The organism is Acinetobacter sp. AHP123, from assembly GCF_023757925.1.
Lineage (GTDB): Bacteria > Pseudomonadota > Gammaproteobacteria > Pseudomonadales > Moraxellaceae > Acinetobacter > Acinetobacter oleivorans.
Window position 1 is genome coordinate 547,849 of the sequence record NZ_CP092454.1, and the last position, 23,501, is coordinate 571,349.

A 23,501-nucleotide genomic window follows, 5' to 3' on the forward strand; every position below is an offset into this window, starting at 1 on the left:
TCTCCGCTAAAATACTTTTTAAAAAATTAAATGGCTAAAACTTTTTCGCCACGGGCGATACCTGATACACCTGAACGAACGACTTCTAGAATAGTGTTTTCTGCAAGTGCATCGATAAAACCATCTAATTTTTCAGTTGTCCCTGCTATTTGAATGGTATAGGTAGTTGGTGTCACGTCGACAATTTGCGCACGGAAAATATCCGCTGTTCGCTTAATTTCAGCACGTGAAGCACCTAACGCTTTTACTTTAATCAACATCAGTTCACGCTCAATGTGTGAACCTTCTGATAAATCTACTACTTTTACAACTTCAACAAGCTTGTTGAGCTGCTTTGTAATCTGTTCAATCTTATGGTCATCACCATAAGTGGTTAACGTCAAACGTGATAACGTTGGGTCTTCGGTTGGGGCTACATTCAACGTCTCAATGTTATAGTTACGTTGACTGAATAAACCTACCAAACGAGAAAGCGCACCAGCTTCGTTTTCAACGAGTACAGAAATAATATGTCTCATTATGTACGCTCCCCTTTCCCTAACCACATATCCTTCATCGACTGACCTGCGATCAGCATTGGATAAACATGTTCTGTACGATCAACCATGACATTAATGAATACACATTTATCATTAATCGCCATTGCTTCAGCAAGCTTTGACTCTAGTTCGTCAGCATGATCAATCTGGATACCTACATGACCATAAGCTTCCATCAATTTGCCAAAATCAGGTAATGATTCAACGTATGAGCTTGAATGACGACCTTCATAGTTCATATCTTGCCATTGTTTAACCATACCTAAAGCACGGTTATTTAAGCACAAGATCTTCACATTCATACCGTATTGCTTACAAGTTGAAAGCTCTTGAATACACATCTGAATTGAAGCTTCACCGGTAATACAAACTACCTGTTGATCTGGGAAAGCCAACTTAGCTGCCATTGCATAAGGTAAACCTACGCCCATGGTGCCTAATCCGCCTGAGTTAATCCATTGACGTGGACGTTTGTACTTGTAATACAACGCACCAAACATTTGGTGTTGACCCACATCCGAAGTAATAATGGCATCGCCATTAGTCGCTTTATATAAAGCTTCAACAACTTGCTGTGGCTTCATCGTGCCATCAGCAGGTGTTTCATACTTCAAACCATGAACTTTACGCCATTCATTAATTTGATCCCACCATGCAGCAATTGCTTCAGGGTTAGGCTTAGACACATTCAATTGTTTCAACTGCGTCAACATTTCCTGAAGTACAGGCTCAACCGCCCCTACAATCGGAATGTGCGCCATGATCGTTTTTGAAATGCTTGCCGGATCAATATCAACATGAATAACTTTTGCATTCACACAGAATTTTGCAGGATTATTGGTTACTCGGTCATCAAAACGCGCACCAATTGCAAGAATGACGTCAGCATTATGCATCGCCATGTTTGCTTCATAAGTACCGTGCATTCCCAACATGCCCACGAACTGTGGATCATTACCTGGGAAGCCACCAAGGCCCATAAGTGTATTTGTTACTGGATAGCCCAACAAATGAGCCAACTCAGTCAATAATGCTGATGCATTACCTTGAACAACACCACCACCCGTATAAATAACAGGGCGTTTTGCACTTAAAAGCTCATCAATCGCTTTACGAATTTGACCAGAATGACCACGTGAAGGTGGTTGATAAGAACGCATCTTCACTTTTTCAGGATATTCGTACGCAAATTTTTCTGCAGGATTTGTCGCATCTTTAGGAATATCGACTACAACAGGGCCAGGGCGACCACTTGATGCGATATAAAATGCTTTTTTGATAATTGCAGGAATTTCGCTTGCGTGACGAACTTGGAAGCTATGTTTCACGATCGGACGTGAAATACCCACCATATCAGTTTCTTGGAAAGCGTCTTCACCAATAAGATGTGATGCAACCTGGCCAGACAAAATCACCATTGGGATTGAGTCCATATAAGCTGTTGCAATTGGAGTCACAGTATTAGTTGCGCCAGGTCCAGAAGTGACCAGTACTACGCCAGTCTTACCTGTAGCACGCGAGTAAGCATCTGCCATATGACCAGCAGCTTGTTCATGACGTACGAGGTAATGATTAATTTTGTCTTGTTGAAATAGCGCATCATAAATATGTAATACAGCGCCGCCTGGATAACCAAAAACATGTTCAACGCCTTCGTCCGCAAGAGCACGAACGAGCATTTCACCACCAGATAAAAGTTCCAACGTGATTCACCCTAAAATCTTTATCACTATTTATGGAAGGCACAAATAGTGTTTCATTCATTGAATTGTCTGCACTGTTATAGCACACATATTGTCTAGTTTTCGTTGCAATAGAAAAATTTCTGTTTTTCAGCCGTATAAGCTTTTTTAACATTAATAAAGCATGTCTGGATATACATACTTTAAGTAAAATCAATCTCTCGGCTAGAGAGAATGTCTATTACAAAACATGACGGTTATTCGAAGGGTGATCAAATAATCGCATATAAAACTAAAGGAAGCATTTTTGTTGTTTAATTCACTAAAGTCAAGATTAAAGAAAAGGTTTTTCCATAAAAAATTTTAGCTGCTTCTTTTTTAATCTAAAATTGAATCGTAAATTTGGTAGTTCTACTCTCTATTTATTAAAAATAATTCTTCTTTTTTATATAAAACCATGCATTGTAAATTGCTTATTTCTGAACTTTATTTAAATATAGCCAGCTTTCTTTGGGGAATATCTAATATGAATTTATCTTATTTAAAAACAAGCTTATATACGGCAGTTACAACAGTGTTTTTAGTTTACTCAAGCCAAAGTCAGGCACAGCAATATTATAAATGGATGGATAAAAATGGTTCCACCCATTACACCACGACTCCACCACCTAAGAGTGCAAAACATTTGAACAAAGTTTCAACTTACGGTAGCCAATCATCCGTAAAAAATTCGACGCCTTCTCCAGAACAACAATCTCAAGATAAAACAGATAAAGTAGTGCAAGAGGCAACTAACGTCGCACAGGAAAAAAATGCACCAGCAGTAGCTGTTCCACCTGTAGCATCTACCCCATCTGCTCCAACACCGCGATAAGTAAAATGAGAGTGGTGAATATTTTCATCACTCCTCTATTATTTAAAATAAAGAAGAATAGATTGAGAAATGTTTATTGTTCATATTAAAAGATAAAATCCTGATCTAAAAACTGACATTTCCTGTTATTTTGCGCTATGCTGTGCAGCAATCTTTCATTTCAATTTTCGTTGTATAGCTTACGTCTATGACTATTTCTCACATTGACCCCGAATATCAAGCAAACACGATTGAACCATCAGTTCAACAAGATTGGGAAAATCGTAAAGTCTTTAAAGTTGCCGACACTGTCGAAGGTAAACATCGCTACATCCTGTCAATGTTTCCTTACCCAAGCGGCAAGCTGCATATGGGGCATGTGCGTAACTATACAATTGGCGATGTAATTAGCCGTTTTTACCGTTTAAAAGGTGAAACTGTATTACAACCTATGGGTTGGGATGCATTCGGTTTACCTGCTGAAAACGCAGCAATTGCCCATAAAGTTGCTCCGGCAAAATGGACATTTGAAAACATCGCTTACATGCGTGATCAATTAAAAAAATTAGGTCTATCTGTAGACTGGGATCGCGAATTCGCAACTTGTACACCAGAGTATTATCACTGGGAACAATGGTTATTTGTTCAGCTTTATAAAAAAGGCCTGATCTACCGTAAACTTTCAACAGTAAACTGGGATCCGGTTGACCAAACAGTTTTAGCAAACGAGCAAGTTGAAAATGGTCGTGGCTGGCGCTCAGGTGCATTGGTTGAAAAACGTGATATTCCAATGTATTACTTCCGTATTACGGACTATGCACAAGAATTATTAGACGATCTAGACACCTTACAAGACGGCTGGCCTCAACAAGTGTTGACCATGCAACGTAACTGGATTGGTCGCTCTACAGGCATGGAAATTACTTTCCCATCTGCCAATACTGAAATCTATGCTGATGGTTTAACTGTTTATACAACACGTGCCGACACGCTAATGGGTGTGACATATGTTGCTGTTGCAGCAGAACACCCTCTCGCGCTTAAAGCTGCTGAAAACAACCCTGAATTGGCTGCATTTATTGAAGAGTGCCGCATGGGTTCAGTTGCAGAAGCTGACTTGGCAACAGCCGAGAAGAAAGGCATGGCAACAGGTTTGTTTGTAAAACATCCTGTAACTGGTGAAGAGCTTCCTGTTTGGATCGCAAACTACGTATTAATGTCTTATGGTTCTGGCGCAGTAATGGCTGTACCAGCGCATGACGAACGTGATTTTGAATTTGCTAACAAGTTCAATTTATCAATTAAGCAAGTGATTGATGCAAAAGGTGCTGAAGATGCAGATTACTCTGCAACTGAATGGCAAGAGTGGTACGGTTCTAAAGAAGGTAAACTTGTTAACTCTGGTGAGTTTGACGGTTTAGAATTCCAAGCCGCGTTTGACGCATTCCTTGCAAAATTAGAACCACAAGCTTTAGCAAACTCTAAAGTTCAATTCCGTTTACGTGACTGGGGTGTTTCTCGTCAACGTTACTGGGGTTGTCCAATTCCAATGATTAACTGTGATACTTGTGGTCAAGTCACAGTTCCAGAAGACCAGCTTCCAGTTGTATTACCAACCGACGTTGTTCCAGATGGTTCAGGTAACCCGCTTAATAAAATGCCTGAATTCTATGAAACTAAATGTCCTTGTTGTGGTGGCGATGCTCGTCGTGAAACAGATACTTTAGATACTTTCGTAGAGTCATCTTGGTACTATGCACGCTATGCTTCTCCAGACTTTACTGGTGGTATGGTTAAACCTGAAGCAGCTCAAAACTGGCTTCCTGTAAACCAATACATTGGTGGTGTTGAACACGCGATTCTGCACTTACTTTATGCACGTTTCTTCCACAAATTAATGCGTGATGAAGGCGTTGTACAAGGTAATGAGCCATTTACGAACTTATTAACTCAAGGCATGGTACTTGCAGATACGTTCTATCGTGAAGCAGAAAATGGCAAGAAAACTTGGTTCAACCCAGCTGATATTGAACTAGAACGTGATGAGAAAGGTCGTATTCTTTCTGCAAAATATTCAGGTGACGGCCAAGAAGTTGTGATCGGCGGACAAGAAAAAATGTCTAAGTCGAAAAATAACGGTATTGACCCACAAGCGATTATTGATCAATACGGCGCAGATACAGCTCGTGTATTCATGATGTTTGCTGCTCCACCAGATCAATCTTTAGAATGGTCTGATGCAGGTGTTGAAGGTGCAAACCGTTTCTTGAAACGTGTATGGCGCCTTGTAGCTGGCTTCCTTGAAAAAGGCAACTCAGCTTCTACGATTGATGCAGCTAATTTGTCTAAAGACGCTCAAGATTTACGTCGTAAAACACACGAAACTATTCAAAAAGTAAGTGATGATATTGAACGTCGTCATGCATTCAATACTGCGATTGCTGCTTTAATGGAGCTATTAAACGCAAGTAACAAGTTTGAAGCAAAAGATGACAATGACATTGCTGTAGAACGTGAAGCAATCACAACACTGTTAACTTTACTTGAACCGTTTGCACCGCATTTAAGCCAAACTTTATTGGCTCAATTTGGTACAGATGTTACAGCAGCAACTTTCCCTGAAGTTGATGCTTCTGCGTTGACGCGTAATACACAAACGATTGTTGTACAGGTTAATGGTAAACTTCGCGGTAAACTTGAAGTTTCTGTTGATATTTCTAAGGAAGATCTATTAGCTCAAGCTAAAGCTCTACCAGAAGTTCAACAATTCTTAACCGGACCAACAAAAAAAGAAATTGTGGTTCCAAATAAATTAGTTAACCTCGTGGTTTAATTAAAGTTATTAATGAGAGGATCAAGCATGCACTTAGCCAAACGTTTAGCCGCTGTTGTTTTAACCTTAGGCCTTAGTGCAGGCTTAGTCGGGTGTGGATTTCATTTAAAAGGAACCAACCCCACTGCGACTCCGCTTGTTTATAAAAAGTTAAGCCTTGAGTTACCGGCTAAAACTGATGATTTGGAAACGCAGTTAAAAGTGTATTTAGCTGCAAATGGTGTTCAACTCAGCAATGATAATGATGCCTATGTACTTCGCGTTTTAGAGTACACACCACGTCGTCAGCTTTTAAATGGAAAACTCACTGAAGTATTATTACGTTTGACGGTAACCTTCCAGATTGAAGATCGTCAGGGTAATAAAATTACTGAGCCACGCTCATTAACTGCATCTCGTAGTTATCAATATGACTTGGCAACAGTCAACACTGAAAATCAGCAAGAAAGTTACTTACAACGCATTGTAATTGATGATATTGCACAGCAAATTACTCGTCAGATTTCAGCAAATCGCTTACCAAAAGCTCAGCCTTAATCTGTATTTTTATCAGCAATGAAAATTGATTATTTACAAGCCTTAAAACGTACTCCGGAAGCTCGGGGTGCGTGGATTTTGCATGGGCAAGAGCCTTTATTAGAACAAAATTTATTAGATGCCTTTCGCAAAAGCTGGCAGCAACAAGAAGTTGAAAGACAGCGTTATGATATTAGTAGCGTAAGCGACTGGAAAAATGTCTTTAACGCACTTAATAGCTTATCTTTATTTTCTCAGCAGCTTGCTATTGAAGTACACGGCAATATAAAACCTGATGCGAATGGCTTAAAACAGCTCAAAAGCTATATACAACATAATGAACATAACCTGCTATTAATTGTTTTACCCAAACAAGATAGTAGCAGCTTAAAATCTGCTTTTTTCCAAGTTGTTGAGGCAAATGGGGTTGTAGTTGCTCTCACAGCAAATTACCCACAAGATCGTCAAAGAATTTTATCTGCTGAAGCAGAGAAACTTGAAATTCAACTCGACAATGATGCTTGGCAATGGCTAATGCAACATCATGAGCACAATTTGCTTGCAGCTAAAAATAGCTTGATGCGTGTACGAGACACATTTCCAGACCAACAACTCATTCAAATTGAACAATTATATGCGTGCCTACAAGATCAATCACGCTATACCACCTATGATTTAAGTGATGCATTATTAGAAGGCAACCTTGGCCAATCTATTAAGATTTTTCAATATTTAATTGCAGCAGGCGAACCAGACAGTCTGATTTTATGGACTTTAAGTAAAGAAATGCGCTTGTTGATGCAGTTGTTTGAACAACCCCATAATGCCTTACAGCTCGGTATATGGAAAACAAAAGTCAGCTTATATCAACAAGCATTAAGAAGACTAAATCCACAACAGTTTCTAGGCTGGTCTACCCTTCTATTGCAAATCGATGCAGCAATTAAAGGAATGTCGAACGAAAATGCAGAACATTTAATGCAGCAAGCGATTGCTGAATTATGTGGAAAAACATTATTTATACAGTAATTCGGCTGTATCCTTTTTCTTCATTCCTGAAATATCATAAAAATTCACGTTTTATCCTCATTTCGCTTTTATACTAAATTAAATTTTAAACTTTTCGACCTCTCGCCATGCCAAAAATAAAGCCAATCAAACTTGTTATTATCATCGTCTGCATAGTCATTATTGCTCTTTTAGCCTGGAAGTTTTTCAAGCCTAAACAGCAACAGCCACAATATATTACTGCCGAGGTAACACGCGGGGATATTGAAAATAATGTACTTGCAACGGGTACACTTGATGCAACCAAACTGATTAGTGTCGGTGCTCAGGTATCTGGTCAGGTCAAAAAGATGTATGTGCAACTTGGCGATCAGGTTAAGCAAGGTCAACTTATTGCACAGATTGATTCAACGACCCAAGAAAATAGTTTAAAAACCTCTGATGCAAATATTAAAAATTTAGAAGCACAGCGCCTTCAGCAAGTTGCTTCTTTGAATGAAAAACAACTTGAATACCGCCGTCAGCAACAAATGTATGCGCAAGATGCAACACCGCGTGCAGATTTAGAGTCGGCTGAGGCAAGCTATAAAACAGCTCAGGCACAAATCAAAGCGTTAGATGCACAAATCGAATCGGCAAAAGTCACAAAATCTACGGCGCAAACCAATATTGGTTATACGCGTATTGTTGCTCCAACAGATGGTACGGTTGTTGCGATTGTGACCGAAGAAGGTCAAACAGTAAACGCCAATCAAAGTGCGCCAACAATTGTCAAAATTGCAAAACTACAAAACATGACGATCAAGGCACAGGTCAGTGAAGCTGACATTATGAAAGTTGAGAAAGGACAACAGGTTTATTTCACTACCTTAGGTGAAGACACTAAGCGTTATGCAACTTTACGTCAGATTGAACCTGCTCCAGATTCTATTTCTAGCGAATCAACAAGTACGACAAGCTCAACAACGAGTTCAGCTGTTTACTATAATGCCTTATTCGATGTGCCAAATACCGATGGTAAATTGCGTATTGATATGACTGCACAAGTTTATATCGTATTAAACTCAGCTAAAAATGCCCTACTCGTTCCATCATCAGCACTTAGCTCTAAACAATTTTCAGGTCAAAGAAAATCAGGCCAATCATCTGATAAAGCAAGCTCTACACCTGAAGCTGCTAAAAAATCACAAGGAAATGGAGCTCGTTTAGAGCGTCTTAACCTGACTGCTGAGCAAAAACAGTTAATTGAACAAGGCAAATTAACGTTAAGTGTTGTACGTGTATTACAAGCTGATGGCACAACTAAACCAACTCAAATTTTGGTTGGCATTAACAACCGTGTAAATGCGCAAGTTCTTGCGGGCTTAAAACAAGGTGATCAAGTTGTCATTGCCGATAGCGCCGATACTTCTGCTGCATCAGCTAATAGTAGTAATAACCGTCGCCGTAGTGGCCCAATGGGAATGTAAGCATGACAAAACAAGCTTTGCTTGAAGTCAGCAATCTAGTCCGGGAATTCCCTGCTGGCGAAAGCACGATACAAATTTTAAAAGGCATTGACCTTACCATTTACGAAGGTGAACTGGTTGCCATTGTCGGTCAGTCTGGTTCTGGTAAGTCAACACTCATGAATATTTTGGGCTGTTTAGACCGCCCTACGAGTGGTAGTTACAAGGTTAGTGGACAAGAGACCGGTAAACTTGAACCAGATCAACTCGCTCGACTACGTCGTGAATATTTTGGTTTTATTTTCCAGCGCTACCATTTATTAGGTGATTTATCTGCTGAGGGTAACGTTGAAGTTCCGGCTGTTTATGCAGGTGTTACCCCTTCTGAGCGTAAACAACGTGCAACGGCTTTACTGACCGAATTAGGATTAGGTACTAAAACACTTAATAGACCAAGCCAGCTCTCTGGCGGTCAGCAGCAACGTGTTTCTATTGCCCGTGCTCTTATGAATGGCGGTGACGTTATTCTAGCAGATGAGCCGACAGGGGCACTCGACTCTCATAGTGGTGTTGAGGTGATGCGTATTTTGCGTGAACTCAATGCCGCAGGTCACACTATTATTTTAGTCACCCACGATATGCAAGTTGCAAAAAATGCGACGCGTATTATCGAAATTAGTGACGGAGAAATTATTAGTGACCGTCCTAATGTTCCTGATCAAGCAGCCGAACCAGGCAATTCTGATCCTGATGCCGCTCCTGCTTTGCAAGGCAAACAAAAGAAAGGCAAAAGTATTTCTGCATGGCGTTCTACTTTAGATCGTTTGTCAGAAGCTTTTCAAATGGCTTTACTGTCTATGAATGCCCACCGCATGCGTACTTTTTTAACCATGCTTGGGATCATTATTGGTATTGCATCTGTTGTTACAGTGGTCGCGCTAGGTAAAGGTTCTCAACAACAAATTTTAAGTAATATTAGTAGTCTGGGAACAAATACGATTACGGTGTTTCAGGGCCGTGGTTTTGGTGATAACTCCAAAACTGCAAACTTTAAAACATTGGTTCCTGCCGATGCTGATGCGTTAATGACTCAACCTTATGTCAGCGCAGTCAGCCCAATCGTCAGTACATCAAAAACCATGCGTTACCAGCAGAATGAAGCAAATGCGACCATTAATGGTGTGAGTAACGATTATTTCGATGTAAAAGGTTTAGTCTTTAAAGATGGGCAAACTTTCGACCAACGTAGTGTGCGTGATCGTTCACAAGATGTTGTAATCGATACCAATACACAAAAACAATTCTTTGGAGATGGTAGCAATCCAATTGGCCAAGTCGTACTGCTCGGTAGTGTACCAGCACGTATTATCGGGATTGTAGAGCCGCAGACAAGCGGCATGGGTTCAGATGATACGTTAAATGTCTATATGCCGTATACAACCGTAATGAGCCGTATGTTGGGTCAGTCTAATGTACGTAATATCGTGGTTCGTATTAATGACAAATATTCAACTGCTGCGGCAGAAAATGCGATTGTAAATTTATTAACCCAGCGCCATGGCGCACAAGATATTTTCACCATGAATAGTGACAGTATCCGTCAAACCATTGAGAAAACAACCAGCACAATGACGCTTCTGGTTTCAGCAATTGCCGTAATTTCACTGGTGGTTGGTGGTATCGGGGTGATGAACATTATGTTGGTTTCAGTGACTGAACGTACTCAGGAAATTGGCGTACGTATGGCCGTAGGTGCTCGTCAAAGTGATATTTTGCAGCAATTCCTAATTGAAGCAATTTTGGTGTGTTTAATTGGTGGTGTGCTTGGCGTCTTACTATCGCTTGGCCTTGGACAACTCATTAATAAATTTGCTGGCGGTAACTTTAGCGTGGCTTATTCAAGCACTTCTATTATTGCAGCATTTGTCTGTTCAACACTGATTGGTGTCGTATTCGGTTTCTTACCTGCCAAGAATGCCGCGAAACTTGACCCTGTTGCCGCACTATCTCGAGAATAAGGAAAATTGCATGTCTTTCTCTATGACTAAACTCAGCACAGCACTTCTTCTCACAGGTTCTCTTGTAGGATGTGCAGCTGTAGTGAAAACCCCTTATGAAACGCCTGCGGTACAAGTTCCGGGTAGCTTTCAATATGACACAGCAAAAGCGAAAAACATGTCTGCCGATCAATACTCTGATCGTTGGTGGACGCTTTTTAATGATGCTCAGCTTAATCAGCTCGTAAGCAATGTATTAGAGCGTAACAGTGATTTAGCAGTTGCAGGTATTGCCTTAAAGCAAGCCCGTCTACAAGCTGATCTAACTGCAAACAAACAAGGCTTACGTACCAGCTCAAACGTTTCTACAGGACATTCTTTCGATTTAAATTCGGCAGATGACAGCTCTAAAGGCCTATCAATGAGTGCGGGTGTAAGCTATGAGCTTGACTTGTTTGGCAAGCTTGCACGCCAAACTGAGGCAAGTAAATGGGAAGCCTTAGCAACTGAACAAGACTTACAAGCCACTGGGCAAAGTTTAATTGCAACCACAGCTAAACTTTATTGGCAACTCGGTTATTTAAATGAGCGCTACACAACTGCCCAGCAAAGTCTCGCAACATCACAAAAGCTTTATGACTTGGTACAGATTCAATATAAAGCTGGCGCTGTTTCAGGTGTAGATCTGACTCAAGCAGAACAATCGGTACAAAGCCAGAAAGCGAGTTTAAGCCAGATTGAACAACAACGTGTTGAAACACGCACGGCTATTGCAGTGCTATTACATGAGCCATTGCAACAGTTAAACATCCAAGAGCCAAAGCGTTTACCACGCACTGCTCTACCTGCAATTGGTGCTGGTTTACCTGCTGATATTTTATCGCGCCGCCCTGATTTGCAAGCAAGTGAGCTCCGCTTAAGAAAAGCATTAGCTACTAAAGATGCTACTAAGGCGAGCTACTATCCATCAATTAGCTTAACCAGTAGTTTGGGTTCAAGCAGCACATCGTTAACAGAGTTATTACGTAACCCTGCTCTGACGCTTGGGGCGAGTTTGAGCTTACCGTTTTTGCAATATAACGATATGAAGAAAGATATCGCGATTAGTAATCTGGATTATGAAAAAGCGATTATTCAATATCGTCAAACGCTTTATCAGGCTTTTGCTGATGTAGAAAACGCTTTATCGAGTCGTACCGAACTCGACAAACAAGTAGCGTTACAGGAACGCAATGTTGAACTTGCAGAAAAAACTGAACGTTTAACCGAAGTCCGTTACCGTTATGGTGCTGTCGCATTAAAAACACTTCTTGATGCTCAGCAAACCACACGTACTGCCCGCTTAAGCCTCGTTGAAACCAAGCAAAGCCAATATAACGCTTATGTCACCCTTATGCAGGCATTAGGTGGTTCACCTGTAAAAGAACTGCCGAATTAATAGTACTATAGATGCTATTTCTTTATTCAATTAGAGTTATCAGCTCATTTTCAAAGGGCTGATAACTCTTGATTATTATGCATCTTGACGAAAATATTGTTTTTATATTTCGATAAAAATAAGATAGAAAATCCAATTAATTATATTTTATTATCACAACGATATATCAAAAGAGAGTAGTTAAATGCACGAACCTTGGGTAAATGGAATTATCAAAAAGTGGACTTTAGACAACATTGGAGATGAACTATATGAATTGATAATTCACAAGGAAAAAAATGTCATTTGTACATATGGGCGTTTTGCTCATTCGAGTGGTTCAAAGTCTGTTTCTTTCGAACAATTTATAGCAGGTGAACTTGATGATTTAATTTCGAAAACAATGGGTGAAGATATATTAAACCAAGCAAAAAAATATATGAGAGAACAAATAGTATAAATTGCTTAACTATGTACTTTTACCAGATAAGCTCTACGAAGCGATATAAAATTACCAAAGTACGGCTTCACAAATTAAATATTTGAGTATTTATTAAATTATAAACAAGTTTCTTAACATGGATAGTAATAGCAATATGCATAAAGTTCACCTTCTTTTATACATCTGGGATAGTCAAACTTTAGACCAATCGAAGAATTGGGCAGTGGCATATAAAAAGATTGAAATGCCATTTATTCCTTTCATTGGCTTAGAAATTGACTTTCCTCTTGAAAGAAACCAAAAAATTAAATCTATTAAATGGAGCATGGAGAGCAATTCATTTTCCTGCACTCTGCAAGATGAATTCTCGCGCTGCGGTATAGATGATCCTATGTTTGATGAATGGCTTGAATATTACAAAGATCATGAATGGTCTATTGAAGGACCATATCCCCAAAACGAATAATTAGACTATAGCGATATATTTATATTAATTTTGAAATGACACAAAAGTGAAATTAAGTTGTTAAAGTAAAGCCGCTATTAAAGCGGCTTTACTATATAAATTAGATAAATCTAATTATTCATCATCCATCATAGATTGGCTCATACCTACAGTATTGAAACCAGCATCTACATATAGAATTTCACCAGTAATACCTGAAGCCCAAGGTGAGCATAGGAACAACGCTGCATTACCTACTTCTTCAATCGTTACATTACGTTTTAACGGTGCAACTTTTTCATTAGCATCTAACATTTTACGGAAAGACTTAATACCAGAAGCAGCTAAAGTACGGATTGGACCCGCAGAAATCGCGTTTACACGAATACCATCAACACCCAAGCTTGATGCTAAGTAGCGAACACCCGCTTCTAAAGAAGCTTTTGCCATACCCATTACGTTGTAGTTAGGCATAACGCGCTCAGAACCTTGGTAAGTCAAAGTCAATAAACAGCCTTGACGAGCTTGTAATAAAGGTTTTGCAGCACGAGCCATTGCAATAAAGCTGTATGCACTGATGTCATGAGCAACTTTAAAACCGTCGCGGTCAGTCACGTCAGTGAAGTCACCATCAAGCGTGTGCGCAGGTGCAAAGCCAATTGAGTGCACAACACCGTCTACACCGTCCCAATGTTTTGCAAGTTCTGCAAATGCATTATCAATTTCAGCATCAACAGCAACATCACATGGAAACACAAGCTTAGAACCGAATTGCTCAGCAAATTCATCCACACGTTTTTTTAATTTTTCGTTTGGATAAGTAAACGCAAGCTCTGCACCTTCACGGTGTAATGCTTGTGCAATACCAAAAGCAATTGATAATTTACTAGCAACGCCTGCAATCAAAAAGCGCTTACCTGCTAAAAGTCCTTGTGTCATGCCGATCTCACTCAAAACAATTTCAAGCATAATGCCAATATTCAGCGGTTTTCGAAATTGCATAATGCATCTTTTTTCAAAAATCGCACGAAAAAAAATCGCTCCTGATAAGGAGCGACTTCTCGATGAATTCAATCTTAGTCGTCAGACAATAAGCCAAGTAAGCGTAAGAAAGAAATATACATCCACACTAAAGTTGCAAGTAATGCGATACCACACAACCATTCCATGAATTTTGGTGCACGATATGCTGCATTAGTTTCGATTAAATCAAAATCTAAAATCAGGTTAAGTGAAGCAATCACTGCAACAAATGCAGCAAAGCCAATGCCTAACCAGTTACTTTCAAAAATATAAGGAACACTTGAACCAAATGCTAAACGCATAACCATCTGAACGATAAATACAATAAAGATCGCCAAAGATGCAGAAATTACAACTGACTTGAACTTTTCAGTTGCACGAATAATTTGGAATTTATATAGACCAAACATCACCAAAGTCGTAACGAAAGTTGCTAATAAAGCTTGAAGAGGAACACCTGGGTATTTCAACTGGAAAGTAAAAGAAATACCACCTAAAAAAGCCCCTTCAAATAAGGCATATGGAATTGCCAATGTTGGCGCTGTCGTTGGTTTAAACGTTGTAATTAAAGCTAAAACCAAGCCACCAATTGCACCCACAATTGAAGCCGCGTAAGCAATACCAACATTTGCAGTAAAGGCTGCATAGAAAAATAAAGCGACACCCACCGCAGCAGCAATGACTGTCAACATTACAGATTTTTGAATCGCACCTTGCACAGTCATCGGTTGACTATAGTCACTGACCGTTTCAACACGGGTCAGTATCGGGTTATTACTTTGCATAAATGCTCTCTTTTTATAATAAAAATTTAAAACATCATTTTAAGCAAAATGAATATGAAAGCCAAATCAGGCGATCGGCATTATTGTAACAATCCCCTTTAAACAATAAAAAGGAGGCAATAGCCTCCTTTTCATATCACTCAGGCAAAGTCATTAATCTTTACCGTCAGTGTTCATAATAAAGAAATATTCACGGTAGTATTTCAACTCAGAAATCGAGTCACGAATATCATCCATTGCCAAATGCGATGCATTCTTTTTAAGACCGCTCATGATTTCAGGGCGCCAGCGTTTTGAGAGTTCTTTTACCGTAGATACATCAAGATTACGGTAGTGGAAATACTGCTCTAGTTCAGGCATAAGACGGTGTAAGAAACGGCGATCCTGACAGATCGAGTTACCGCACATTGGTGAAACTTTTGGATTCACCCATTTTTTTAGGAATTCTAAAGTTTGTAACTCGGCATCACGAGCTGTTAATTTACTGCGACGAACTCGTTCAATCAGACCAGACTGCCCATGTTGACGAGTGTTCCATTCATCCATTGCATTTAAAATACGGTCAGGCTGGTGAACGGCTAAAACCGGACCTTCGGCAAGTACATTTAAATGATCATCTGTAATAATTGTTGCGATTTCAATAATTTGGTCATTATCGGTATCTAATCCGGTCATTTCCAGATCAATCCAAATTAATCGTGTATTTAAAGTACTGCTCATGTATGTACGTTCTAAAATGCCGTAAAAACATCAATAGTAGCAAATTTCTTGCATCTGCGCTGTAATTCTATAGCCGCTTCATGCTATTTTTGCCATCTTCAAACAGTGGTTTTTTTGGGATATGAATGGCTTTAATTCGTAAGCGTCGTTTAACTGAACAACAGCAACGTCGTATTGAAAAACAGCACAAAACTCGCCAAGAAGAGGCCGATACTTCACAAGATCTGGACGGACTCGTTGTACAACATTATGGCCGCCAACTTGAAGTACAAGCACTCTCTGTACCTGAGCATCACCCAGAAAAACCTCAAGTTGCCGAAGGAGAGCCAGAACCTTTCTGGAAACCTATCGAGCTCAAAAGCGTATGGCGCTGTCATACTAGAACAAACTTAGAATTACTTGTGACTGGTGACCGAGTTAAATGGCAAGCTGACCCAAACACAGGGTTAGGCATTATTACAGCCATTCACCCTCGTACCTCTTTACTTACCCGTCCAGACCGTTATCACAAAGTTAAACCTGTGGCAGCAAATATCAGTTTGATTGTGATTGTATTTTCACCGCTTCCTGAACCTGCGCCAACGTTAATTGACCGTTATTTAGTTGCTTGTGCAGATGCTAATATTCCTGCTCTTTTAGTCCTCAATAAGTCTGATTTGTTAACCGAAAATGACCCAATTCTCACACTATTAGAAGAATATAAAACTTTGGGTTATGAAGTGATGATTTGTCAGTCTAAAAAGGGTGATATCTCTGCTTTATCTGAACGTTTAGATGGCGAAACAGTAGCATTCGTTGGCCAATCGGGTGTAGGAAAAAGTTCTTTAATTAATGTGCTCATTCCAGAAGCAGAGCAAAAAACAAATATTATTTCTGAAAACTCTGCACTTGGCCAGCACACAACAACTTCTACACGTTTAATGAATTTCGGTAAAAATGGCGCGTTAATCGACTCACCGGGAATTCGTGAATTTGGGCTTTGGCATCTTGATTTAGAAAAAATTCGTATGGGCTTTCCAGAAATTGAAGCACATTTGGGTTCTTGCCAATTCCGTAACTGTACCCATACCCATGAAAAGAACTGTGGGTTAAAACACGCTGTAGAATCTGGTGAAATTTTACCACGGCGCCTAGATAGCTTTTTGCGTTTGAATGATGAGATTCAAGAAGCACAGCAAAAAAACTAATTTTCTGTCCGCTTTGCCCTTGAAGTGGTGATTTTGATCACCATCTATATACGCTATACTCTAGGTCAATTTTGTTTTTAATTTTTTTTAGGTGACTTGTGGAACGCTGGTTAGAGTTTATGGGGAATCACCCCATTTTGTTTGGTACGCTCGGAGTCTTGGTCGTGTTGTTCTTCATTTTTGAAGGTCAACGTAACGGTCGTAAAATTTCACCACAGTCGCTTGGTATTTTAGTGAAAGCGAAAAATGCCATACTCATCGACTTGCGCGATAGTAAAGACTTCCGTGAAGGTCATATTAGTGGTAGCCGCAATATTCCTTTCAGCCAAATTGCAAGTCATGCTGATGAATTAAAAGCAAGTGACCGTCCATTAGTATTTATTTGCAACCTCGGGCAAGTCGCTGGTAGTGCTTTGCAAAAAGTTGCTCACCATGACAGCTATCGTCTTGATGGTGGCATTAGTAACTGGAAAGCACAAGGCTTACCTCTTGTAAAAAGCAAACCAAAAGCTTAAGGAGAATTATTATGGCTGCAAATGTCATTGTTTACTCAACTTCTGTATGCCCGTATTGTGTTCGTGCTAAACAGTTACTTGAGCGTAAAGGTGTTGCTTACAAAGAAGTAAATCTTTCTGTTGAAGCACCGGAAGTACGTGTTGAATTAATGCAACGCACTAATCATCGTACTGTCCCACAAATTTTTATTAACGATCAGTTTATTGGTGGTTTTGACCAACTTTATGCTTTAGAGCGTGAAGGTAAACTCGACGAATTATTGGCTTAATCTCGCATCCATATTAAGGAAAAAACAATGAGCGAAGAACAACAAGTTCAACCACAATTAGCTTTAGAGCGTATTTATACAAAAGATATTTCTTTTGAGGTTCCTGGGGCGCAGGTTTTTACTAAACAATGGCAACCTGAACTCAATATCAATCTTTCTTCTGCTGCAGAAAAAATTGATCCAACTCATTTTGAAGTTTCTTTAAAAGTTGTGGTACAAGCCGATAACGACAACGAAACAGCGTTCATTGTAGATATCACTCAATCAGGTATTTTCTTGATTGATAACATCGAAGAAGATCGCTTACCGTATATTTTAGGCGCTTATTGCCCAAATATTTTGTTCCCGTTCTTACGTGAAGCGGTAAATGATTTAGTGACTAAAGGTAGCTTCCCACAGTTACTTCTTACACCAATCAACTTTGATGCAGAGTTCGAAGCGAATATGCAACGTGCTCAAGCTGTTGAAGGTCAAGCTTAATTTTATAGCTTGTTCTAAACTAAAAAAACCGCGTAATTCGCGGTTTTTTTATGTCTGCTATTTCGCTTATTAAACATCAATTGAATGAAGCTGAATTGTAGGAAACTGAAAACCACGGCAAGATAATTCTGAACGCCATGCCACTGTTAAAATCATATTACCCACAACGAAGTTTTGATAAGCAAATGTCCCGATCAGTGGATGAGAACATATTCCGCCACGGTCTGTAGGATGTGCTTGAGTATTTAAAGTATTTAAATCTAAACGGATACCAAGGCCTGAAGCTTTTAGAACAGCCTCTTTTGTCGTCCAGACTTTAAACCAATATTCTCTATCTTGTTCTAGACTTTGCCATGTTGCATATTCATCGGGATGAAATGCATGCTGCGCTAGAGCTTCCAAACGTACTTTACGGTCTAACTCTTCAACGTCTATACCGATATCTTTAACATGCTGACTCATCGCTAAAGCATAGTATTGTTGACTATGAGAGTGATTAAAATTTAAATCGTGACTCAATAAATATGGCTTGCCATGCTCATGCTTTGCAAACGCCAAATCCGTTATTGTAATTTGTAATTTCTGTGCTATCAGCTCGTTTCTAATATTATGTATTTGCTGTTTTTTATAATGATTAAATGTACGAAAGTCTGGAAAATCTTGTTTAGATTTTAAAAGAAGCTGGGACAATGTCTGTGTGTAGACTTCAATATTACGTTTAGACATTATCCCGACCTTATTTAAAATTAATTAGAACTTAACCACGTCACCTTTTAAGGTAACACCCGCCATCATGGCACCTTTATAGCAATCGTAAGTTGTCGTACTTGTAGTTTCATTGGCTTTAAAATAGCTCACAATATTGGTAACAGCGTTTGCACCTTGTGCTTTAGCATTGTTTTGCATTTGGATCAGTGCTGAACGTAAAACCCAGTCACAAGACGTTGCTGCTGACTTACCAAAACCATTGGTTTTTTTATTAGTCACCGCATCTTTTTGAATAATTTTACCGCCAGACTTTGTACCCTTTAAATAAAACTTTACTGAACCATCTAAAGTCCCATCTGCAACTGCACGGTCTACAGCTTCTTTAAAATTTAACTGATGTACTTCATCTCCAGCCTGAACAGTGGCAGTAAAACCCGCACTTAGCATTGCTACAAATAAAAGTTTTTTATTTAACATTGTTGTGTTCCTTATTGTTTAACACGTTTAAAAATAAGCGAAGTATTAATTCCGCCAAAAGCAAAGTTATTGCTCATAATAATGTCAGCATCCAAAGTTCTCGGTTGCTGAACGATATAATCTAGATCACCGCACAATGGATCAATTTCATCTAGGTTTAAAGTTGGGATAAAGCGGCCACGATTCATCATTTCAATGCTCAGCCAAGCTTCAATAGCTCCACACGCCCCCAGCGTATGTCCAAAGTAGCTTTTTAAAGAGCTGATTGGTTTACGTCCTAAAACTGTTGCTGTCGCCTGACTTTCAGCTACATCCCCCTGATCTGTTGAGGTACCGTGCGCATTCACATAAGCGATGTCTTTAGCGTCTACAGATGCATCTTTAAGTGCCAATTGCATACAGCGCCCCATCATCTCGGCATCTGGTTTAGTTACATGTTGACCATCAGTATTGCTACCGTAGCCAATCACCTCTGCATAGATATGAGCACCTCGAGCTTTGGCATGTTCGTATTCTTCTAAAATTAAACAACCTGCCCCTTCACCAATCACCAATCCATCTCGCTTGGCATCAAATGGACGCGGTGTTTTTTCGGGTTGATCATTCATGCCACTGGTCGCGAACAATACATCAAAAACTGCTGCACCTGCTGCACTGAGTTCCTCAGCACCACCCGCAATCATGACCTGTTGTTTGCCATATTTAATGGCTTCATAGGCTTGCCCAATGGCCATAGAGCCAGAAGTACATGCACTTGAGGTCGGTAAAGTTAAGCCTTTTAGACCAAAATATACGGTCATGTTCACCGCACTGGTGTGGGCCATCATACGAATATAGGTTGTTGCATTGATCTTACTCATGCTCTGATGAAGCAACATGCTAGCAAACTCACCTACGGCCTCTACACTACCCGCAGAAGAACCAAAAGCAACACCTGCTTCGCCACTAGACAAAATTTCATGCCCAAACAAACCAGCATTTTGTAAAGCAGTTTCGGCACAAACCACAGACATGAGCGCTACACGCCCCATCCCGCGGGTAACCTTACGGTTAAAATGTTTTGGAACATGGAATGTTTCAACAGGGCCAGCAAGCTTTGTCCGAAGATCAACATATTGCTCCCACTCTGGCATATAACGTATACCGCTTTTGGCAGCGTCAAATCGAGCAAAGATCTCATCGGAGGTTTCACCTAAAGAAGTAATTCCTGCCATTCCTGTCACGACCACACGTTTCATCAGATGAGTCCCCCATTTACAGAAATAACCTGTCGGGTTATATAAGAGGCTTCATCTGAACACAAGAATTTAACTACGCTAGCAACTTCATCGACCTGTCCCATGCGTTGCAACGGAATCATTTTAAGCGCATGTTCTTTAACTTCATCGGTGACCATTTCAGTTTCAATCAGTCCAGGGGCTACACAGTTCACGGTAATTTTTCGCTTCGCCAATTCAAGTGCCAAAGCCTTGGTCGCACCAATCAATCCTGCTTTTGCAGCACTGTAGTTGACCTGACCACGATTACCCATAATTCCAGAAACCGAAGATAAGGTGACAATACGACCACCTTTACGCAAATGAATCATTGGCATAACTAATGGTTTTAATACGTTATAAAAACCGTCTAGGGAAGTCGAAATAACTTCATCCCAATCTTGATCGGTGAGTGCTGGAAAAGCACCATCATGAGTAAGACCTGCATTGAGTACAACACCATAGAATCCGCCATGCTGTTCTACATCTTGTTCTAGAATTTGTTGAACGGTTTGGCGTTCATTTACATCAAACATTAGATAATGACTATTTTGACCTAGCGCTTGAATCTCTTGTACGACTTGCTCAGCCTCTGCCTGACGCGAACGTGCATGCACAGTTACATCAAAACCAGCCTTTGCAAGTTGCAACGCAATTGCTTTCCCAATTCCTCGGCTTGAACCTGTTACTAAAATTCGTCTTGTCACAATGTATTCCTAATTCTTTGTGGTTATTCAAATGATGATTCTGTTGGCTCAAATACACTTAACGTTGCCTGAATGCAGTGCTCAGCATATTGAATTTCACAGGAAAATTGCCCAAGTCCTTCATGAAAATATTGTTGTTCTATTTGAATGATCAATCGTGAACCTAAAGCGAAATAAGGGATCGGTAAATTTAACTTACGCGTTCCCAATAAAAAACCGACTTTTGGCGCTTGTTTTGACTGCTGACCTTGCCAGCCTGAATAAGCACTAATCGTTTGTGCCATAATTTCAATGCTTGCCCATGTCGGCAAGCCTTCTGCTTCACAAAACATCAGCTCTGGCGTAATCGTGAGTTCTGCTTGCGCTCGCCCTTCTGCAACCTCAGTTAAATGGTCGATAAATACCATCGGTTGCTCATGAGGAATATATTGAATTGCATCTAGTTTCATCAGGGCTTCACTCCAAAAACAAGACTAATATTACTTCCCCCAAAAGCGAAAGAATTACTCATGACATAGCGGATGGGCTGTTTTAGTTCGGCATTTTGCACATAGTTTTGGTCAGCCAAATCTAGGTCGACCTCAACACTTTGATGTAAAGGCAACCAATTTTGATCTTTTAAAACTTGCTCACAAATAAAAGCTTCTATGGCACCAGCAGCACCGAGACAATGTCCAGTTTTATGTTTTGTACTACTTAAAGCCACTGGGTAATCACCAAAAATTTGTCTTACAGCCTTAATTTCCATTGCATCATTTTGTGGAGTTGCTGTTCCATGCAAATTGATATAACCCACCTCTTGAGCTGAAATATGTGCCATATCTAATGCACGTTGCATAGCTAAAGCGGCACCTTTACCTTCAGGGTGCGGGGCTGAAATGTGCCATGCATCCATGGACTCACCCGCCCCCATTAACATGACAGGTGCTTGTTCTTTACTTATTACAAAAAACGCAGCGGCTTCACCAATATTAATACCATCACGGTTTAGACCGCAGGGTTGGCAAACATGTTCAGATAAACTTTCTAGACTATTAAATCCATTTAGAGTCAACTTACACAAGGTATCGACGCCACCGACTAGCACAACATCGGCTAAATCTGCGTGAAGTAATCTCTGCCCTGCGGCTAATGCTTTAGCGCTTGAAGAACAAGCTGTTGAAATCGTATATGCTGGCCCTTCCCATCCTAAGTACTGCTGTAATGCTTTCCCTAAACAGCTCATTTCTTGGGGATAGTGTGATATCGATAGATCTGTTTGCCCTTGAAAATATTGCTTAAGTAATAATTCATTATCTGCAATACCAGAGGTAGATGTGCCTACCACAATGGCTAAACGTTTATTTTCAAAGGATGCTGTATAGCCTTTTAACTCTGTTTCAATTTTAGATAATGCGGTTAAGGCAAAGCGTAGATTACGTGAATCTACAGACTGTAAAGCATCAGGTACGCTCGAACATAATGGATGCGTATATTGTCCCACCCAAACATCACGATCAGCGATTAAATCATTACGCAAAGTTAAGATTTGCTGCGGCTGTTGTAATGCTTGTTTAATTTGATTAAGTTCGCAGCCTAATGCAGATAAACCAACACTAAATTGTATGCCTACTGCCATTGGAGCTGCATTTTCTGAAGGTAAATGTTTCATGGCGTAGAACTTTCTTCTGTCTGCAAGGTGTTCTCAATCGAACTCAGCGTCATGGTATAAGGGACTTGTTCATTAATCAATTCAATGCTTCCTTGCCCCTGTTTAAGCTGCAACACAGGTTGCTTTTCAATATAAACAACCTGCTTGTCTGCTTGTTGTTTCATCTCTACAGCTTGCTGCCCTAAATGCGAAAACTGAGGGTATGTCGCAAACAAAAGGTCACGCACCACAAATTCAAAAGGCAATAAACGCATTTGATCAATACGCTGTTCAACATGAACCCAATACCCATCAAACTGTAACTTAAATAATTGCTGGCCTGTCAAGCTCAAAGCGACCATATCCAGTACAGCACCCTTTTGCTGTTGATATAACAAGAAGCTAAAACTTTGCTGCTTCCACTGAACTTCAACCTGATCTTGCCTTTGATAGGTCTGAGCCTGCCATAGTGGACTTTGCAGCCCTTTGGCATGAGGCATGACCTGACAACCATGTAAAAATATAAAGCTACTGAGTAATATCGTTGCCCATTTGCGTTGCATG

25 protein-coding genes are annotated in these 23,501 nt (G+C 40.0%); 13 read left to right on the plus strand and 12 right to left on the minus strand.

Annotated elements, in window-relative coordinates:
• Nucleotides 1-26: 26 nt before the first annotated feature.
• Complete coding sequence (gene ilvN / locus MJX77_RS02595) at nucleotides 27-518, minus strand: acetolactate synthase small subunit (protein ID WP_001215920.1); 492 nt, start codon at nucleotides 516-518, stop codon at nucleotides 27-29.
• On the minus strand, nucleotides 518-2,242 hold the full coding sequence (locus tag MJX77_RS02600; protein ID WP_004794658.1) for an acetolactate synthase 3 large subunit: 1,725 nt from the start codon (nucleotides 2,240-2,242) through the stop codon (nucleotides 518-520). Before MJX77_RS02600 ends, ilvN begins: the two co-directional genes overlap by 1 nt.
• Nucleotides 2,243-2,747: 505 nt before the next feature.
• Between MJX77_RS02600 and MJX77_RS02605 the strand changes: the two genes are divergently transcribed.
• From MJX77_RS02605 to MJX77_RS02645, 9 genes are all read left to right on the plus strand, one after another.
• A complete protein-coding gene (locus tag MJX77_RS02605; protein WP_252060493.1) occupies nucleotides 2,748-3,095 on the plus strand; it encodes a DUF4124 domain-containing protein in 348 nt (115 codons plus the stop codon).
• Nucleotides 3,096-3,282: 187 nt separating this feature from the next.
• Complete coding sequence (gene leuS, locus MJX77_RS02610) at nucleotides 3,283-5,907, plus strand: leucine--tRNA ligase (RefSeq protein WP_252060494.1); 2,625 nt, start codon at nucleotides 3,283-3,285, stop codon at nucleotides 5,905-5,907.
• Between the two features lie 27 nt (nucleotides 5,908-5,934).
• On the plus strand, nucleotides 5,935-6,444 hold the full coding sequence (locus MJX77_RS02615) for an LPS-assembly lipoprotein LptE (protein WP_004794663.1): 510 nt from the start codon (nucleotides 5,935-5,937) through the stop codon (nucleotides 6,442-6,444).
• Nucleotides 6,445-6,462: 18 nt separating this feature from the next.
• Entirely contained in the window at nucleotides 6,463-7,452 is a 990-nt protein-coding gene (gene holA, locus MJX77_RS02620; RefSeq protein ID WP_004794664.1) for a DNA polymerase III subunit delta, read from the plus strand.
• Between the two features lie 107 nt (nucleotides 7,453-7,559).
• Nucleotides 7,560-8,900, plus strand: coding sequence for a MacA family efflux pump subunit (locus MJX77_RS02625; RefSeq protein WP_004794665.1), 1,341 nt, complete (start codon nucleotides 7,560-7,562; stop codon nucleotides 8,898-8,900).
• Between the two features lie 2 nt (nucleotides 8,901-8,902).
• A complete protein-coding gene (locus MJX77_RS02630) occupies nucleotides 8,903-10,897 on the plus strand; it encodes a MacB family efflux pump subunit (protein WP_005302315.1) in 1,995 nt (664 codons plus the stop codon).
• Nucleotides 10,898-10,919: 22 nt separating this feature from the next.
• On the plus strand, nucleotides 10,920-12,314 hold the full coding sequence (locus tag MJX77_RS02635; protein ID WP_252061304.1) for an efflux transporter outer membrane subunit: 1,395 nt from the start codon (nucleotides 10,920-10,922) through the stop codon (nucleotides 12,312-12,314).
• Between the two features lie 184 nt (nucleotides 12,315-12,498).
• On the plus strand, nucleotides 12,499-12,753 hold the full coding sequence (locus MJX77_RS02640) for a hypothetical protein (RefSeq protein WP_252060495.1): 255 nt from the start codon (nucleotides 12,499-12,501) through the stop codon (nucleotides 12,751-12,753).
• 118 nt (nucleotides 12,754-12,871) lie between these two features.
• Nucleotides 12,872-13,201, plus strand: coding sequence for a hypothetical protein (locus MJX77_RS02645; RefSeq protein WP_252060496.1), 330 nt, complete (start codon nucleotides 12,872-12,874; stop codon nucleotides 13,199-13,201).
• Between the two features lie 114 nt (nucleotides 13,202-13,315).
• Here the strand turns inward: MJX77_RS02645 and MJX77_RS02650 are convergent, their stop codons facing one another.
• The 3 genes from MJX77_RS02650 to orn form a co-directional block, all read right to left on the minus strand.
• Complete coding sequence (locus tag MJX77_RS02650) at nucleotides 13,316-14,119, minus strand: enoyl-ACP reductase FabI (RefSeq protein ID WP_023274323.1); 804 nt, start codon at nucleotides 14,117-14,119, stop codon at nucleotides 13,316-13,318.
• Nucleotides 14,120-14,256: 137 nt separating this feature from the next.
• Nucleotides 14,257-14,988 carry a Bax inhibitor-1/YccA family protein gene (locus MJX77_RS02655; RefSeq protein WP_004794670.1) on the minus strand — a complete coding sequence of 244 codons (732 nt, stop codon included), beginning with the start codon at nucleotides 14,986-14,988 and terminating at the stop codon, nucleotides 14,257-14,259.
• 153 nt (nucleotides 14,989-15,141) lie between these two features.
• A complete protein-coding gene (orn, locus tag MJX77_RS02660) occupies nucleotides 15,142-15,708 on the minus strand; it encodes an oligoribonuclease (RefSeq protein ID WP_005302306.1) in 567 nt (188 codons plus the stop codon).
• Nucleotides 15,709-15,833: 125 nt separating this feature from the next.
• Between orn and rsgA the strand changes: the two genes are divergently transcribed.
• The 4 genes from rsgA to secB all read left to right on the plus strand — a co-directional run bounded on the left by rsgA (nucleotide 15,834) and on the right by secB (nucleotide 18,159).
• Complete coding sequence (rsgA, locus tag MJX77_RS02665; protein ID WP_005302303.1) at nucleotides 15,834-16,895, plus strand: small ribosomal subunit biogenesis GTPase RsgA; 1,062 nt, start codon at nucleotides 15,834-15,836, stop codon at nucleotides 16,893-16,895.
• A gap of 98 nt (nucleotides 16,896-16,993) precedes the next feature.
• A complete protein-coding gene (locus tag MJX77_RS02670) occupies nucleotides 16,994-17,410 on the plus strand; it encodes a rhodanese-like domain-containing protein (RefSeq protein ID WP_004794673.1) in 417 nt (138 codons plus the stop codon).
• An 11-nt stretch (nucleotides 17,411-17,421) separates the two neighbouring features.
• Nucleotides 17,422-17,679 (plus strand): glutaredoxin 3, encoded by a 258-nt coding sequence (gene grxC / locus MJX77_RS02675; RefSeq protein ID WP_002114715.1) that lies wholly within the window; start codon nucleotides 17,422-17,424, stop codon nucleotides 17,677-17,679.
• A gap of 27 nt (nucleotides 17,680-17,706) precedes the next feature.
• The gene (gene secB / locus MJX77_RS02680) at nucleotides 17,707-18,159 is read left to right on the plus strand and encodes a protein-export chaperone SecB (protein ID WP_003654925.1); all 453 of its coding nucleotides are present in this window, start codon (nucleotides 17,707-17,709) and stop codon (nucleotides 18,157-18,159) included.
• 69 nt (nucleotides 18,160-18,228) lie between these two features.
• On the opposite strand, the gene MJX77_RS02685 is transcribed toward secB, so the two are convergent.
• Genes MJX77_RS02685 through MJX77_RS02715 form a run of 7 tightly spaced genes read right to left on the minus strand, consistent with a single transcriptional unit; the run spans nucleotide 18,229 to nucleotide 23,500 of the window.
• The gene (locus tag MJX77_RS02685; protein WP_252060497.1) at nucleotides 18,229-18,885 is read right to left on the minus strand and encodes a 4'-phosphopantetheinyl transferase family protein; all 657 of its coding nucleotides are present in this window, start codon (nucleotides 18,883-18,885) and stop codon (nucleotides 18,229-18,231) included.
• Between the two features lie 24 nt (nucleotides 18,886-18,909).
• Nucleotides 18,910-19,344: a hypothetical protein gene (locus tag MJX77_RS02690; protein ID WP_004794675.1), complete on the minus strand. Its 435-nt coding sequence runs from the start codon at nucleotides 19,342-19,344 to the stop codon at nucleotides 18,910-18,912.
• 11 nt (nucleotides 19,345-19,355) lie between these two features.
• A complete protein-coding gene (locus tag MJX77_RS02695; RefSeq protein ID WP_252060498.1) occupies nucleotides 19,356-20,582 on the minus strand; it encodes a beta-ketoacyl-ACP synthase in 1,227 nt (408 codons plus the stop codon).
• A complete protein-coding gene (locus MJX77_RS02700; RefSeq protein WP_016139278.1) occupies nucleotides 20,582-21,307 on the minus strand; it encodes a 3-ketoacyl-ACP reductase FabG2 in 726 nt (241 codons plus the stop codon). The genes MJX77_RS02695 and MJX77_RS02700 overlap by 1 nt, the downstream gene beginning before the upstream one ends.
• A gap of 23 nt (nucleotides 21,308-21,330) precedes the next feature.
• A complete protein-coding gene (locus tag MJX77_RS02705) occupies nucleotides 21,331-21,756 on the minus strand; it encodes a hotdog family protein (RefSeq protein WP_252060499.1) in 426 nt (141 codons plus the stop codon).
• Nucleotides 21,756-22,958: a beta-ketoacyl-[acyl-carrier-protein] synthase family protein gene (locus MJX77_RS02710; RefSeq protein ID WP_252060500.1), complete on the minus strand. Its 1,203-nt coding sequence runs from the start codon at nucleotides 22,956-22,958 to the stop codon at nucleotides 21,756-21,758. The genes MJX77_RS02705 and MJX77_RS02710 overlap by 1 nt, the downstream gene beginning before the upstream one ends.
• The gene (locus tag MJX77_RS02715) at nucleotides 22,955-23,500 is read right to left on the minus strand and encodes a DUF3261 domain-containing protein (RefSeq protein WP_252060501.1); all 546 of its coding nucleotides are present in this window, start codon (nucleotides 23,498-23,500) and stop codon (nucleotides 22,955-22,957) included. The genes MJX77_RS02710 and MJX77_RS02715 overlap by 4 nt, the downstream gene beginning before the upstream one ends.
• Between the last annotated feature and the right edge of the window lies 1 nt (nucleotide 23,501).